Source organism: Myroides odoratimimus (assembly GCF_001485415.1).
GTDB classification, from domain to species: domain Bacteria; phylum Bacteroidota; class Bacteroidia; order Flavobacteriales; family Flavobacteriaceae; genus Flavobacterium; species Flavobacterium odoratimimum.
Genome location: NZ_BCMQ01000007.1, coordinates 106666 through 119640, shown reverse-complemented (window position 1 = coordinate 119640; position 12975 = coordinate 106666). Strand labels below are relative to the sequence as shown.

12 protein-coding genes are annotated in these 12975 nt (G+C 34.7%); 6 read left to right on the top strand and 6 right to left on the bottom strand.

Features of this window, described 5'->3' with window-relative positions; translation table 11 throughout:
- Window positions 1-65 precede the first annotated feature (65 nt).
- Both MODO_RS09070 and MODO_RS09065 read left to right on the top strand, forming a co-directional pair.
- Window positions 66-767 carry a YceI family protein gene (locus MODO_RS09070; protein ID WP_006260250.1) on the top strand — a complete coding sequence of 234 codons (702 nt, stop codon included), beginning with the start codon at window positions 66-68 and terminating at the stop codon, window positions 765-767.
- 125 nt (window positions 768-892) lie between these two features.
- Window positions 893-1876, top strand: a complete 984-nt coding sequence (locus tag MODO_RS09065) for a YpdA family putative bacillithiol disulfide reductase (protein ID WP_006260251.1) — start codon at window positions 893-895, stop codon at window positions 1874-1876.
- On the opposite strand, the gene MODO_RS09060 is transcribed toward MODO_RS09065, so the two are convergent.
- Window positions 1873-2289, bottom strand: coding sequence for a Fur family transcriptional regulator (locus tag MODO_RS09060; RefSeq protein ID WP_006260252.1), 417 nt, complete (start codon window positions 2287-2289; stop codon window positions 1873-1875). The genes MODO_RS09065 and MODO_RS09060 overlap by 4 nt on opposite strands.
- Before the next feature lie 205 nt (window positions 2290-2494).
- Between MODO_RS09060 and MODO_RS09055 the strand changes: the two genes are divergently transcribed.
- From MODO_RS09055 to MODO_RS09045, 3 genes are all read left to right on the top strand, one after another.
- On the top strand, window positions 2495-3700 hold the full coding sequence (locus tag MODO_RS09055; RefSeq protein WP_006260253.1) for an aromatic amino acid transport family protein: 1206 nt from the start codon (window positions 2495-2497) through the stop codon (window positions 3698-3700).
- A 49-nt stretch (window positions 3701-3749) separates the two neighbouring features.
- Complete coding sequence (locus tag MODO_RS09050; protein ID WP_006260254.1) at window positions 3750-4949, top strand: aromatic amino acid transport family protein; 1200 nt, start codon at window positions 3750-3752, stop codon at window positions 4947-4949.
- Between the two features lie 125 nt (window positions 4950-5074).
- The gene (locus MODO_RS09045; RefSeq protein ID WP_006260256.1) at window positions 5075-5731 is read left to right on the top strand and encodes an NAD(P)-dependent oxidoreductase; all 657 of its coding nucleotides are present in this window, start codon (window positions 5075-5077) and stop codon (window positions 5729-5731) included.
- Between the two features lie 113 nt (window positions 5732-5844).
- Here the strand turns inward: MODO_RS09045 and MODO_RS09040 are convergent, their stop codons facing one another.
- From MODO_RS09040 to MODO_RS09030, 3 genes are all read right to left on the bottom strand, one after another.
- A complete protein-coding gene (locus MODO_RS09040) occupies window positions 5845-6561 on the bottom strand; it encodes a tRNA threonylcarbamoyladenosine dehydratase (RefSeq protein ID WP_006260257.1) in 717 nt (238 codons plus the stop codon).
- A gap of 34 nt (window positions 6562-6595) precedes the next feature.
- Window positions 6596-7231 (bottom strand): TatD family hydrolase, encoded by a 636-nt coding sequence (locus MODO_RS09035; protein ID WP_006260258.1) that lies wholly within the window; start codon window positions 7229-7231, stop codon window positions 6596-6598.
- Between the two features lie 71 nt (window positions 7232-7302).
- Window positions 7303-9936 (bottom strand): valine--tRNA ligase, encoded by a 2634-nt coding sequence (locus MODO_RS09030; protein ID WP_006260259.1) that lies wholly within the window; start codon window positions 9934-9936, stop codon window positions 7303-7305.
- 230 nt (window positions 9937-10166) lie between these two features.
- On the opposite strand from MODO_RS09030, the gene MODO_RS09025 reads away from it, so the two are divergent.
- Window positions 10167-10556: a DUF1573 domain-containing protein gene (locus MODO_RS09025; protein WP_006260260.1), complete on the top strand. Its 390-nt coding sequence runs from the start codon at window positions 10167-10169 to the stop codon at window positions 10554-10556.
- A gap of 73 nt (window positions 10557-10629) precedes the next feature.
- On the opposite strand, the gene MODO_RS09020 is transcribed toward MODO_RS09025, so the two are convergent.
- Together MODO_RS09020 and MODO_RS09015 are read right to left on the bottom strand one after the other, a co-directional pair.
- A complete protein-coding gene (locus tag MODO_RS09020; protein ID WP_006260261.1) occupies window positions 10630-11367 on the bottom strand; it encodes a tyrosine-protein phosphatase in 738 nt (245 codons plus the stop codon).
- Window positions 11368-11395: 28 nt separating this feature from the next.
- Entirely contained in the window at window positions 11396-12517 is a 1122-nt protein-coding gene (locus tag MODO_RS09015) for an Lnb N-terminal periplasmic domain-containing protein (protein ID WP_006260262.1), read from the bottom strand.
- Window positions 12518-12975 lie beyond the last annotated feature (458 nt).

The following is a 12975-nucleotide window of genomic DNA, read 5'->3' as shown; positions in this document are numbered from 1 at the left end:
TTTTCTGACTGATTGTTTATTCTTATTTAAGCATGTATATTTGTATCAACAAATTAGCATATAAAATGAAAAAAATTGTATTATCGTTAGCTGTAATCGCTACGTTAACTCTTGCATCTTGTGGAAACAAAAATGCAGATAAAGCAACAACTACAACAGAACAAGAAGTAGCTGTAGAACAAGGAGACAAATATTCAGTAAACTTGACTGAGAGTAATGTAACTTGGAAAGTAGGTCACAAAGGAGGAGTTAACCCTCGTTATGGTACTTTAACTTTAAAAGCTGGTGATATCGCTATCGATGCAAATGGGTTAAACGCAGGTTCTTATACTATCGATATGAACTCTATCAAAGTTGATCGTGCTTCTGTAAGTGCTGATGAAGATATCGCTAAATTAGAAGGTCACTTAAAAAGTGCTGACTTCTTTAACGTAGAAGCTAATTCGACTGTTGATTTCAAAATCACTAATGTAGAAGATTTCGACGCTGCTAAACACACTAGTAAAATAGAAGGAGCTAATAAAGTAGTAAGTGGAAACTTAACTATCTTAGGAAAAACTGTAAACATCACTTTCCCTGCTAAAGTAACTGTAGAGAATGGTAAAGCTGTTATGGATGCTGCATTCGTAGCTGACCGTACAGAATGGGGATTAGTATTCGGTACTACTGATAAAGATTCAGGTGCTGCTCTTAACCCTGCTGACTGGGCTATTAGTCAAGATATGGAAATAGGAATTCATTTAGTAGCTGATAAAGTAACTGAATAATTTCATTCACAATATATCCTGTAAGGGCTACTCTAACGAGTAGCTCTTATTTTTTTACCCGCTTTCTAAAAGAGGAACAAGAATAAAGCCGTAACTTTGAGTTTTGCGAATAGAAAATAGATACAATGAAGCATTTTGACATTATAATTATAGGAGGTGGCCCTATAGGTATAGCCTGTGGACTAGAAGCTAAGAAGAACGGACTTTCTTATCTAATCATAGAAAAAGGTTGTTTAGTTAATTCCTTATATCACTATCCTGTTAATATGCAGTTCTTTTCTTCTTCTGAATTATTAGAGTTAGACAAGATTCCTTTTATTAGTAAAGAAAACAAACCTCGTCGTAGTGAAGCTTTAGAATACTACCGTAGAGTGGTAACGACTAATGAACTTACGATAAACTTATTCGAAACTGTCTTAGAAGCGACTAAAAATGAAGAAGGATCATTTGATATAAAGACTTCTAAGGATAACTATACAGCTAAGGACATTATCGTAGCGACTGGTTTTTATGATATTCCAAATCCATTAAACATTCCAGGAGAACACTTACCTAAAGTTTCTCATTACTACACAGATCCTCATTATTATGCAGGTATGGATGTAGTGGTGGTAGGTGCAAGTAATTCTTCTGTAGATGCAGCATTAGAATGCTATCGCAAAGGAGCAAATGTCACTATGGTTGTAAGAGATAAAGAAATTAGTTCTCATGTAAAATATTGGGTAAAACCGGATATTGAAAATAGAATTAAAGAAGGAAGTATCACTGCCCTATTCAACAGTAACATCAAAGAAATAACTGATAATACAGTTATAATCAACACAAATAACGAAGAACTAGCAATAAAAAACGACTTTGTCCTTGCACTTACAGGATATCGTCCTAACTTTGCCTTTTTAAAACAATTAGGAGTTACAATATCTAATGATGCTAATCAGACTCCTACTTACAATACAGAAACTATGGAAACAAATGTGACGAACTTATATTTAGCAGGTGTAGTATGCGGTGGTTTAAACACGCACACTTGGTTTATTGAGAACTCTAGAATTCACGCTGTTACCATTCTTACCCACATCATCTCTAAGTATCGATATCGTCGATTTTAGGGCTTGCACTCCTTACACACCCCTTTAGCTACTACGTCTATATCATCTAGCTGAAAACCAGCTGGTACTTCTATTTTAGGGATAGACACTTGTGTTAAACAGATTGTCTTTTTACAATTATTACACACGAAATGTAGATGAGTATCGTGATGATTCTTTTCGTCACACCCCTGAGCACATAGCGCATAATGAGTAATATTATTAGTCGTAATACTATGAAGTAATCCTTTGCTTTCAAAAGTCTTTACGGTTCTATATAATGTCACTCGATCAGATTGTTCAAAGCTTGCCTCTATATCAGCAAGTGATACTGCACCTTTTTGTTGCTTCAAGAATTTTAGAACCAATAAACGCATTGCAGTAGGATTAATCTTTTTAGCTTTTAATTCTTGCTCTAAATTTAGGGTACTCATAGTCTCTCATTTTGTGTATAAACAAAGATAAACAATGTTTGTTTATCAACTCGTTTTTACGTAATCAGATTCCATTTAACAACTCTTTAGCTTAAAAACAATCAAAATATTTTAATATAAATAAACATATTTGAGTGTTGTAGTAAATAATAAAAACATATATTTATTTTTTTTACAACAATCAAACTAAAAACACAAACTCAAAGTGAATAGTAAACTTATAGGTAGTTCCCTTATTATAGCGGGTACAGCAATCGGAGGTGGAATGTTAGCCATGCCGATTATTTCGTCTGGAGTAGGATTTACAGGCATTACGATAGTAATGATCTTGATATGGTTAACGATGTGTTATACCGCTATTCTATTAGTAGAGACATATAAAGATAATAATCCTGAAGATGGGTTGAGCACGATGACTTATAAATACTTAGGTAAGGCAGGCTCTATCGTCACTGGAATAAGTATGCTAACCCTGATGTACGCTCTAGTAAGTGCTTATATCGCAGGAGGAAGTGATATCCTAAGACTGAACTTAAGTAATTGGTTAGAGACTGATATCAGTCCACAAGTGACTGCTTTTATCTTTACAATTTTATTTGGAGGTATAGTTGGTTTAGGTGCTCGAGTGGTAGATATCGCTACGAGATGGATATTTATTATCAAACTAATCTTTCTATTGATTGTTATCATTGTGATGTTTGGCTATGTCAGAATAGACAATCTCTTACAGATGCCTATAGAGAGTAAACTATTCTTCTCCTCTATTCCTGTTATTTTTACTTCATTTGGTTTTCATATTGTGGTACCAAGTATGGTAAAGTACTTAGATGGAGATATTAAGCTACTTAAAAAAGCGTTTATCTACGGTAGTCTATTACCTCTAATTGTGTATATCATCTGGCAACTATCTATCTTAGGAAGTATAGACTCTAATACTTTCTTTACAATCATAAAAGAAACACAAGGTCTAGAAGCTGTTATCATAGCTGTAAATGGTGTATCTGAGTCTAAGTGGATGAATATTCCTTTAAACATTTTCTTTGCTGCAGCTATCCTTACTTCTTTCTTAGGAGTGGCATTAGCCCTATTTGACTATGTAAAGGATTTAAGTAAAAAGAAAGCTTTTGGAAAAAACAGTGTAATTATTTACCTAATTACTTTTATACCTCCATTATTATTCGCACTTTACTATCCTAAAGGTTTTGTGATAGCACTAAGCTATGCAGCTATCTCTGTAGTGATAACCTCTTTGTTTATTCCTGTACTGATGTACATCAAAGTCAAAAAAGAAAGACAAGAGACCATATCTTTTTTACAAAAGATAGCTTTTAGCTTGATTTTTGCTTTTGGAACAAGCATCTTAGTAATACAAGTTTTAATGACAGCGGGAGTACTCCCTATTTTAGACTAATGAAACAAAAAATAAATTCGAAGAATTAAATAAATTTAAACAAATAGAAATGCAAAAAATTATCGGAAGTATCCTTATTGTCGCAGGAACGACAATCGGAGCAGGAATGTTAGCAATGCCCATTATATCAGCAAGTGTAGGCTTTACCTTTATGGCCTTTATCTTGTTCTGTATCTGGTTTGCTATGTATTATACTGCTATACTTCTGGTGGATGTCTATAAATACAACCCTCCTACAGATGGATTAAATACTTTAACAGTAAAATATCTAGGTAACTCTGGGGCTGTTGCTACAGCGCTAAGTATGCTGATACTAATGTATGCCTTAGTAAGTGCTTATATCACAGGAGGAGGTGAAATATTCAGAACTAACTTAGAGAAGTGGCTACAAGTAGAAATATCATCTCATACTTCTGCTTTTCTATTTACAGCATTATTTGGAAGTATCATCGCATTCGGCACACGTGTTGTTGACTTTAGTAATAAAATTGTATTTACAACGAAGCTAATCTTCTTGTGTATTGTAATGGCGTTATTATTACCTAAAGTAGAAATGATCCACTTACAACATTTACCTTCTTCTAGTATTCCTGTATTAGCCACTATTCCTGTAATCTTTACTAGCTTTGGGTTCTATGTAGTTATTCCAACATTGGTAAAATACTTAGACGGAAATATTAAACAATTAAAACTCGTATTTTTAATCGGAAGTATCACTCCTCTTCTATTATACTTAGTATGGGAACTTACATTCTTAGGAAACTTAGATAGCAATACCTTTACTGCTATACTACAAGAGAACTCTAAAATGGAAGGCTTATTAAAAGCAGTAAAACAAGTACACAATTCAAAAATGATTGGTATTTCTTTTACACTATTTGCTTCTGCAGCATTACTTACTTCTTTCTGGGGAGTAGCCATGGCTTTAAAAGATTATATCCAAGACTTAGGAAAGAACAAACCGCTAATCAAGAATAATATGTCGGCAATGCTATTGACCTTTATTCCTCCATTAGTATTTGCTATCTTTTATCCTGATGGATTCGTAATAGCACTAGGATATGCTTCTATCCCATTAGTAGTTCTTGCTTTAATCATGCCGATGTTAATGTTACAAAAAGCACAAAAGCAAGCAGGAGTTAAACAACCCTTTTTACAGAAACTCGCTTTCGTATTTTTATGGGGACTTTCTCTTTTGATTTTTATACTTCAAGGCCTTATGGTTGCTGAAGTTATACCAGCTTACTAAACAAGAAACAACCTTTATACAATATTAGCCGACTTAACCTAGATTAAGAAATTTCTAGATTAAGTCGGCTTTCTATTTTTAAACCACTACTCCTCAGTACCTTTGTCCTAATAAAATAACACCGTATGAAAAATATAGTTTTGATAGGAGCGTCTGGATATGTAGGTAGTGCTATATTAAACGAATTGATACATCGTCAATACAACGTTACAGCAATCGCTAGAAATACCTCAACAATATCTAATAGCGCTTTAGTAAAAAAAGTAGCGCTAGATATAACAGATCAAAAAGAACTCGTAAAGATGATAACAGGCGCAGATGTAGTCATCAGTGCATTCAATGCAGGATGGTCAAATCCTAATCTTTACGAAGACTTCACAACAGGAATACAGACTATACACAATGCTGTAAAAGAAGCTAAAGTAGAGCGCTTAATTGTAATCGGTGGAGCAGGTACACTGTATATTAAACCAGGGCTACAGTTAGTAGACACAGTAGATTTTCCTGACTTTATTAAACCAGGTGCTACAGCAGTAAGAGACTATTTTGAGCAGGTATTAAGTAAAGAAAACGGTTTTATCTGGACATACTTTAGCCCTGCGATAGAAATGAACCCACAAAACCCTGGAAAGCGCACAGGACACTTTAGACTAAGTAATAATACTCCTGTCTATGATAGCGAATGTAGAAGTAGAATATCTGTAGAGGATGTAGCTGTCACTATAGTAGATGAAGTAGAGAACGAACAGTTTAAAAACACACAATTTACAATAGGTTACTAAAATTCATAATAAGTCCCCATAAGGGAAACAACAGTTCAACAACAAAATAATAGCAATTCTTCCCTTACTAAAAAAGGCTGTAAATCTAATTGATTTACAGCCTTTTTACTTTACTATTTCGATAAGATATATCTTACTACATGTTCTGCTGAGTTTAAACCAAACAAGGCTGGCATCCAACTATTCGTCCCAAAAAATGACTTTTTAAAGTTACTACCATCTGTCATCTTTAAGCTACTCTCGTCAGGTTTTTCTGTAGAGAAGATTGCTTTTACCCCAGAAGATATTCCTTCTTTCTTTAGGCGCTTTCTGATCTGCTTCGCTAGTGGACATACATCTGTCTTACTGATATCTTTAATCACAATCTTATTTGCCATCATCTTTCCTCCTGCTCCCATCGCACTGATTACTTTTACCTTCTTGCGTTTAGCTGCCAAAATAAGGTTAATCTTAGGTGTAATACTATCAATACAATCTAATACATAATCAAAGTCCTCTGTCACAATCTCATGAGCACGCTCTGGAGAAATAAACTCTTCTATACGAATCAAGTTAAGCTCTGGGTTAATATCCATCAATCTATCTCCTACAACTTTCACTTTTGGCATACCGATCGTAGAGTGTAAAGCGGGTAACTGTCTATTGATATTCGTAATATCTACAGTATCTCCATCTACGATAGTCATATTTCCTACTCCTGCTCTAGCTAAAAACTCAGCTGCAAATGATCCAACTCCTCCTAATCCTACTACTAATACTTTCGCATCTTTTAGTTTTTGCAATCCTTCTTCCTTAAAAAGTAATTCTGCTCTTTCTTGCCAAATTGCCATTTATTCTACTTATTATATCAATCTAAGACTGATGTTATCTATTAAAAACTGTTTTATAATTCTGTTCTATGATCGCTTCTATATTCATATCTAATGCGCTTGCCACAGTATATACGTCCTCTATGGTTATCTCCTTAGCATCATCTGTTTCTAAAAACAACTGCTCTCTTGGTACTTTCAAGAAGGTACTTCTCAATGCCTCGTTATAAATAAGGTGTTTACCAAAAGACAAATAAAACCCATTCTTCCACAGACTCTCTGCTACTTGCTCTTTTTTATTGAAGCCATGTATAATCAGAGGAACCGTAATCTGTAACTCTTTCTTAATCTGTATAACTTCTTGATAAGCTGAAACGACGTGCAAAATTACTGCTTTTTTATACTTTTCTGCAAGTAGTAATTGCTTCTTAAATACTTCTATCTGTAGATTTAACGAAATATTGATCTTCTTATCTAATCCACACTCTCCTATCGCTAAACAATTTGGCTGTTGTAGCTGCTCTTCTAACAAGGCTAACTCTTCCTCTAAACGCTCTTCCTGGATATACCATGGATGTATACCAACAGTATAGGTAGGAAGGGTATTATCCACTGTCAGAGGATACTGATTGATGATTTCTATTATCCCCTGCTGTGCTGTAATATGATGAGTGTGTGTATTGATTTTCATACATACGAAGATAAAAAAAAGCCTCTAATTAGTAAACTAACTAGAGGCTTCTATATCTAAGAGATACTACACTATTTTAATCCAGCTAAGCTGTGTTCGATAGTTGCTATTTTAGCTAAAGCATCTGCTTCTTTCTTTCTTTCGTTCTCGATAACCTGAGCAGGTGCACCACCAACGAACTTCTCGTTAGATAGTTTTCCTTGTACAGATTTCAAGAATCCTTTTAAATATTTCAACTCTTCTTCTAACTTAGCGATTTCTTCTTCTAAGTTCACACTTCCTGTTACAGGAATGAAGTACTCATTAGATTTCACACGGTAAGATAGTGCACCACTTACTTGCTCTGTTACATACTCTATAGCAACTACGTTACCTAATTTAGAGATGATACTGTCGAAGTATGTAGATGTTTTCTCGTTGTTGATTACTTTTAAATCTATCGTTTCTTTAAACGAAATATTCTTGTCTTTTCTGATTGTACGGATACCAGCGATAACTTCAGTAGCGAATTCAAACTCTTTAATCAAGTTCTCATCAAATGATTTCATCTCTGGCCATGAAGATACTACTAATGCTGCAGCAGCAGTACGCTCATTAATATGTTGCCAAATCTCTTCTGATAAGAATGGCATAAATGGATGTAACAACTTCAAGTTCGCTTCTAATAACTCGATAGTCTTGTCAAAAGTAGCTTTGTCTATTGGCTGTTGGTATCCTGGTTTAATCATTTCTAAGAACCAAGAACAAAAGTCATCCCATACTAATTTATAGATCGTCATTAACGCATCCGAAATTCTGTATTTAGAGAAGTGATCTTCTATCTCTACTAATGCACTCTGTAACTTCGCTTCGTACCACGCTAATGATACTTTAGCAGATTCTGGTTGTGCTAATGTCTCAGACACTTCCCATCCTTTGATTAGACGGAATGCATTCCATACCTTATTTGTGAAAGCTTTACCTTGAGCACATAACTCCTCGTCAAACATAATATCGTTACCAGCAGACGCAGATAATAATAATCCTACACGTACACCATCAGCACCGAACTTATCGATTAATCCTAGTGCATCAGGAGAGTTTCCTAATGACTTAGACATCTTACGACGTTGTTTATCTCTTACGATACCTGTGAAGTAAACATTCGTAAATGGTTTCTTACCAGTGTACTCATATCCAGACATAATCATACGTGCTACCCAGAAGAAGATAATATCTGGACCAGTCACTAAGTCATTCGTTGGATAATAGTAGTTATACTCTTCATTCTCTGGCTGTGTAATTCCGTTAAATACAGACATTGGCCAAATCCAAGAAGAGAACCATGTATCTAGTGCATCTTCATCTTGTTTTAAATCAGCAGCAGTCAAAGCAGCATTACCTGATTTTACTTTAGCTAATTCTACAGCAGCTTCGATATTCTCAGCTACTACGAAGTCTTCTTTACCAGCTCCATAGTAGAATGCAGGTATCTGGTGTCCCCACCATAACTGACGAGAGATATTCCAATCGCGGATATTCTCTAACCAGCTTCTATAAGTATTGTTATATCTACTTGGGTATAACTTTACATCTTCTGTTTCTAATACCGCATCTAAAGCAGGCTTAGCTAACTCTTCCATCTTAAGGAACCACTGATCAGAAAGTCTTGGTTCTATAACAGCTTTTGTACGCTCAGAAGTACCTACATTGTTAATATAGTTCTCTACTTTGTCTAAAGCTCCGATAGATTTTAACTCTGCCTCTATCTCTTTACGAACTACAAAACGGTCTTTACCAGCGTAGTGTAATCCTAATTCATTCAGTGTAGCATCAGCATTAAAGATATCTATAATCTCTAAGTTATGTCTCTCTCCTAGATCCTTATCATTCACATCGTGAGCAGGAGTCACTTTAAGACATCCTGTACCGAACTCCATATCTACATATTCGTCGAAGATGATAGGCACCACTCTATTACAGATTGGTACGATAGCCTTTTTACCTTTTAGGTGTGTATAGCGTTCATCATTAGGGTTAATACAGATAGCAGAATCTCCTAAGATAGTCTCTGGACGTGTAGTCGCAATTACTAGATAGTCATTAGATCCTTCTATTTGATATTTTAGATGGTATAACTTCCCTTGGCGCTCTTCATAGATTACTTCCTCATCAGATAAAGTAGTCTTCGCTTCAGGATCCCAGTTTACCATGCGGTACCCTCTATAGATTAATCCTTTGTTATATAGGTCAACAAATACTTTTATCACTTGCTCAGACATCTCTGGGTCCATAGTGAACTTCGTACGATCCCAATCACAAGAACAACCTAATTTTTTAAGTTGATCTAAGATTACTCCTCCGTACTCTTCTTTCCACTCCCAAGCATGTGCTAAGAACTCTTCGCGTGTTAAATCGTTTTTATTGATACCCTGCTCTCTCAATTTTGCGACGACTTTAGCTTCAGTAGCGATAGAGGCGTGATCCGTTCCAGGAACCCAACAAGCGTTAAGCCCTTTTAAACGAGCACGACGTATTAATACATCTTGAATCGTATTGTTCAACATATGTCCCATGTGTAATACACCCGTCACGTTCGGTGGTGGTATTACAATCGTGTAAGGCTCTCTGTGGTCAGGAGTTGAGTGGAAGAAATTATTCTCCATCCAGTACTCATACCATTTTTGCTCTACTTGCTTCGCGTCAAATTGTGCAGGAATTGTCATTTACTTATTAATTTTACTTGTTTTTAACATTTTTTAAAGACACATCCAAAGATAACAATACTTTAATCAAATTTTAATCTAAGCACTCTTTCTTTTTACGTACCTTTGTATCATGCAAAAATATGGATTACTATGTAATTACAAAAGATAACACATTACTTTAAATGTTTATTTTTATTTGCGAGTATTCCTAAAGTTTTTAATTTTACAAAACAACAAATAGAAAAATAATGAAAAACATTTTAGCATTATTAGTTTTGGTTTTGACAAGTGCAGTAACATTCGCACAAAAAGGACCAAAAATCGAGTTTAAAGCAGAGAACAATACTATCGATTACGGTACTGTTGTAAGAGGGAAAGATAATGGAGTTAGAACTTTTGAGTTTACTAACGTTGGTGATGAGCCATTAATCATTACAGCTGTAAGATCTACATGTGGATGTACAGTACCTTCTAAACCTGAAGAACCTATTTTACCAGGTCAAAAAAGTAAAATAGACGTACAGTATAATATGGCTCCTGGTAAAATCAGTAGAACTATCACTGTAGAATCTAATGCTGTGAACTATACTAACGGTGTAGTAGCACTACGCATCAAAGGTGAAGTTGTAAACAACTAATCAGAAAATAGACAGAAAAACAAAAGGGATCGCTCACGCGATCCCTTTCTTATTTTATACGATAAGTAATTCTTTATTTCTTAAAGAAGATATTATTAGCAATTGCTTTCTCGAAGTTCTTCACTTCTTTAATTTGTATTTTAGCATCAAAGCCCTTGATATGTTTGGTATGGTGGATATCAGATCCTACGAAGTCTATCATATCATTGTTCAACAGATAGTTTGCAGCCTCTAATACATGACTTCCATAGTATCCTGTAGTAGACAATAAGTTCATCTGAAACTTACACCCTGATTTTTTAAGCTTCTTATACATTTCTGTATTCTTGTGATAGAAGTTATAACGCTCTGGATGCGCTAAGATAATCTCATACCCATTCGATTTTAAATGGAATAAAATATCCATTAATTGTATAGGTGGGTTGATATAAGACATCTCTACTAATACATAGTTATCTTTTAATGTCAATAGCTTCTCTGAATGAATGCGCTGTAAGAAACTCTCATCCATCATATACTCAGAAGCCACTCTCAGCTGAAGAGACTCCGCCTCTGTAGGTAGTACCTCTAATACCTCATCATACTTAGCTAAGATTCCTTCTTTAGTATTATCCCATACTAGTGGTGTAGTATGTGGAGTGGTAATCGCTTGGTCAAAGCCCATCGCTTTCATCGACTCTATAATAGTCTTTGTATCCTCTTTAGTCTGCGCCCCATCATCAATACCAAACATTAAATGAGAGTGAATATCTACATAATTATTTGGAATTAATGTTTTAAGCTCTGGTTTAGATTTAAATAATCCGAACATATCTTTATATTATTTTTTCTGATTAGGTCTACTTGTTATACTTCTTAGCTATACGCATTTCTATAGCCAAACTCACAAGAGTCAACAATACTAATGGCAAGGTCACTAATAACTTTTCGCTAGTAATATTCAATACGATATACAAAATTACACAAACTAAAGTTAACAACTGAAGTAACTTAGCTATCTTGACATTCTTTCTTATAAAAGGTAAGATTAAGAATATAGGACTACACAGTAGCACTGTATTATTACTTAACAGTTCGCCATGAAGAGAGTAAAACCCTACGACAAAGAAGAAAATACCTAACAGCCCTAAGATGACAAAATACACACTTCTAACGCCTCTCTGAGTCATTAGTCCTGCTAACACTAAAACGACAAGACTAAAGAACCACATAGAGTTCACACTTATACCTGATTTCTCCGTAGATACTTCTGGCTCAAAAACAGTCACTGTCTCAGGAACCAAAGGTTTTCCGTTGACTTTAGTCTCTGCTAACCCTTGCATAAACTTATCTGGTAAGAACAGTAAAGTAGAATGAGCATCTACCTTAGAACCGAATATTAAATTAATTCCTAGCATCTCGAAGTATCTCTTATTCAGATACGAGTTTAAGATGGTTCTATAAGTAGCTGTGTTCCCTTGTACATCTACTTTTACAGGTGTCGCTATACTATTATTAATAATATCTACCGCCTTAGTAGTACAGTTCTGATCTATAAACTTATATACATAGAATTTATTCTCTTCTTCTAAGGATTCGTTCAGTTTTTGCCATATCTCTTCTTTCTGAGTTGGCGTCAAGTCTAGTACTTGTTCATACACTGCTCTATTATCATATACATAACTCCCAATGAAGTTTCTATACGTAGAATAATCTGCGTAGTATAAAAGATCTCCCTTTACGAACTTTCCATAAAAATTAGGTGTTCTAAAATCAAACATTCCATAATTATATACCCTATCTATCCCCTCAAAAGGATCACTTACGCGTATCGCTGTATGCCCGAATAGTGAATACAACTCATCTCCCGTACCACAAGTAAGTACACTTATCTCTGCTCTATCAGAGAGTGGTCGTTCTTTAGAGAAAGCCATCTGCACTACAAAAAGGCAGAAAAGCAGATATATAATTTTCTTTGTCATCTATTCTTCTTGATTTATAACTAAGCGTTCTATTTGCTCTTTACAAAAATACTTTACTAATCTTTGATTTACAATAAAAACATACACTCTAAACTATTTATGAATAACCTTCTTGTACCACAGTTAAAACGTAGCTTCTCATCTGCTACTGCTCCTATCTTCTTCGCAAGAACTAAATTATATCAACACAACACCTCCATGATAACTCCGTTAAAACTAACTATAAAACGGAGTCACTACGGACTCACTACGGACTCAATGCAACTAAAACCATGTTAATCTGGCTATAAGTACAATACTAGGTATAACCTCTTCTATCCTTTAATTAACTTGATCCAATGTAGTCTGTTCTCTACTTATCAAATATATTAATTATCTAATAAACGTTTAGTTACCTAAATAGAGTACATCAAATAATAAAACATCTATAAAGATAAATGGCATTATCTAAAGTAATC

Excerpts from the sequence above, each read along its gene's own strand:
- MODO_RS09040 (WP_006260257.1), bottom strand. The coding sequence starts at position 6,561 with ATGGCAATTTGGCAAGAAAGAGCAGAATTACTTTTTAAGGAAGAAGGA.
- MODO_RS09045 (WP_006260256.1), top strand. The coding sequence starts at position 5,075 with ATGAAAAATATAGTTTTGATAGGAGCGTCTGGATATGTAGGTAGTGCT.
- MODO_RS09030 (WP_006260259.1), bottom strand. The coding sequence starts at position 9,936 with ATGACAATTCCTGCACAATTTGACGCGAAGCAAGTAGAGCAAAAATGG.
- MODO_RS09050 (WP_006260254.1), top strand. The coding sequence starts at position 3,750 with ATGCAAAAAATTATCGGAAGTATCCTTATTGTCGCAGGAACGACAATC.
- MODO_RS09025 (WP_006260260.1), top strand. The coding sequence starts at position 10,167 with ATGAAAAACATTTTAGCATTATTAGTTTTGGTTTTGACAAGTGCAGTA.
- MODO_RS09020 (WP_006260261.1), bottom strand. The coding sequence starts at position 11,367 with ATGTTCGGATTATTTAAATCTAAACCAGAGCTTAAAACATTAATTCCA.
- MODO_RS09065 (WP_006260251.1), top strand. The coding sequence starts at position 893 with ATGAAGCATTTTGACATTATAATTATAGGAGGTGGCCCTATAGGTATA.
- MODO_RS09015 (WP_006260262.1), bottom strand. The coding sequence starts at position 12,517 with ATGACAAAGAAAATTATATATCTGCTTTTCTGCCTTTTTGTAGTGCAG.
- MODO_RS09035 (WP_006260258.1), bottom strand. The coding sequence starts at position 7,231 with ATGAAAATCAATACACACACTCATCATATTACAGCACAGCAGGGGATA.
- MODO_RS09070 (WP_006260250.1), top strand. The coding sequence starts at position 66 with ATGAAAAAAATTGTATTATCGTTAGCTGTAATCGCTACGTTAACTCTT.
- MODO_RS09060 (WP_006260252.1), bottom strand. The coding sequence starts at position 2,289 with ATGAGTACCCTAAATTTAGAGCAAGAATTAAAAGCTAAAAAGATTAAT.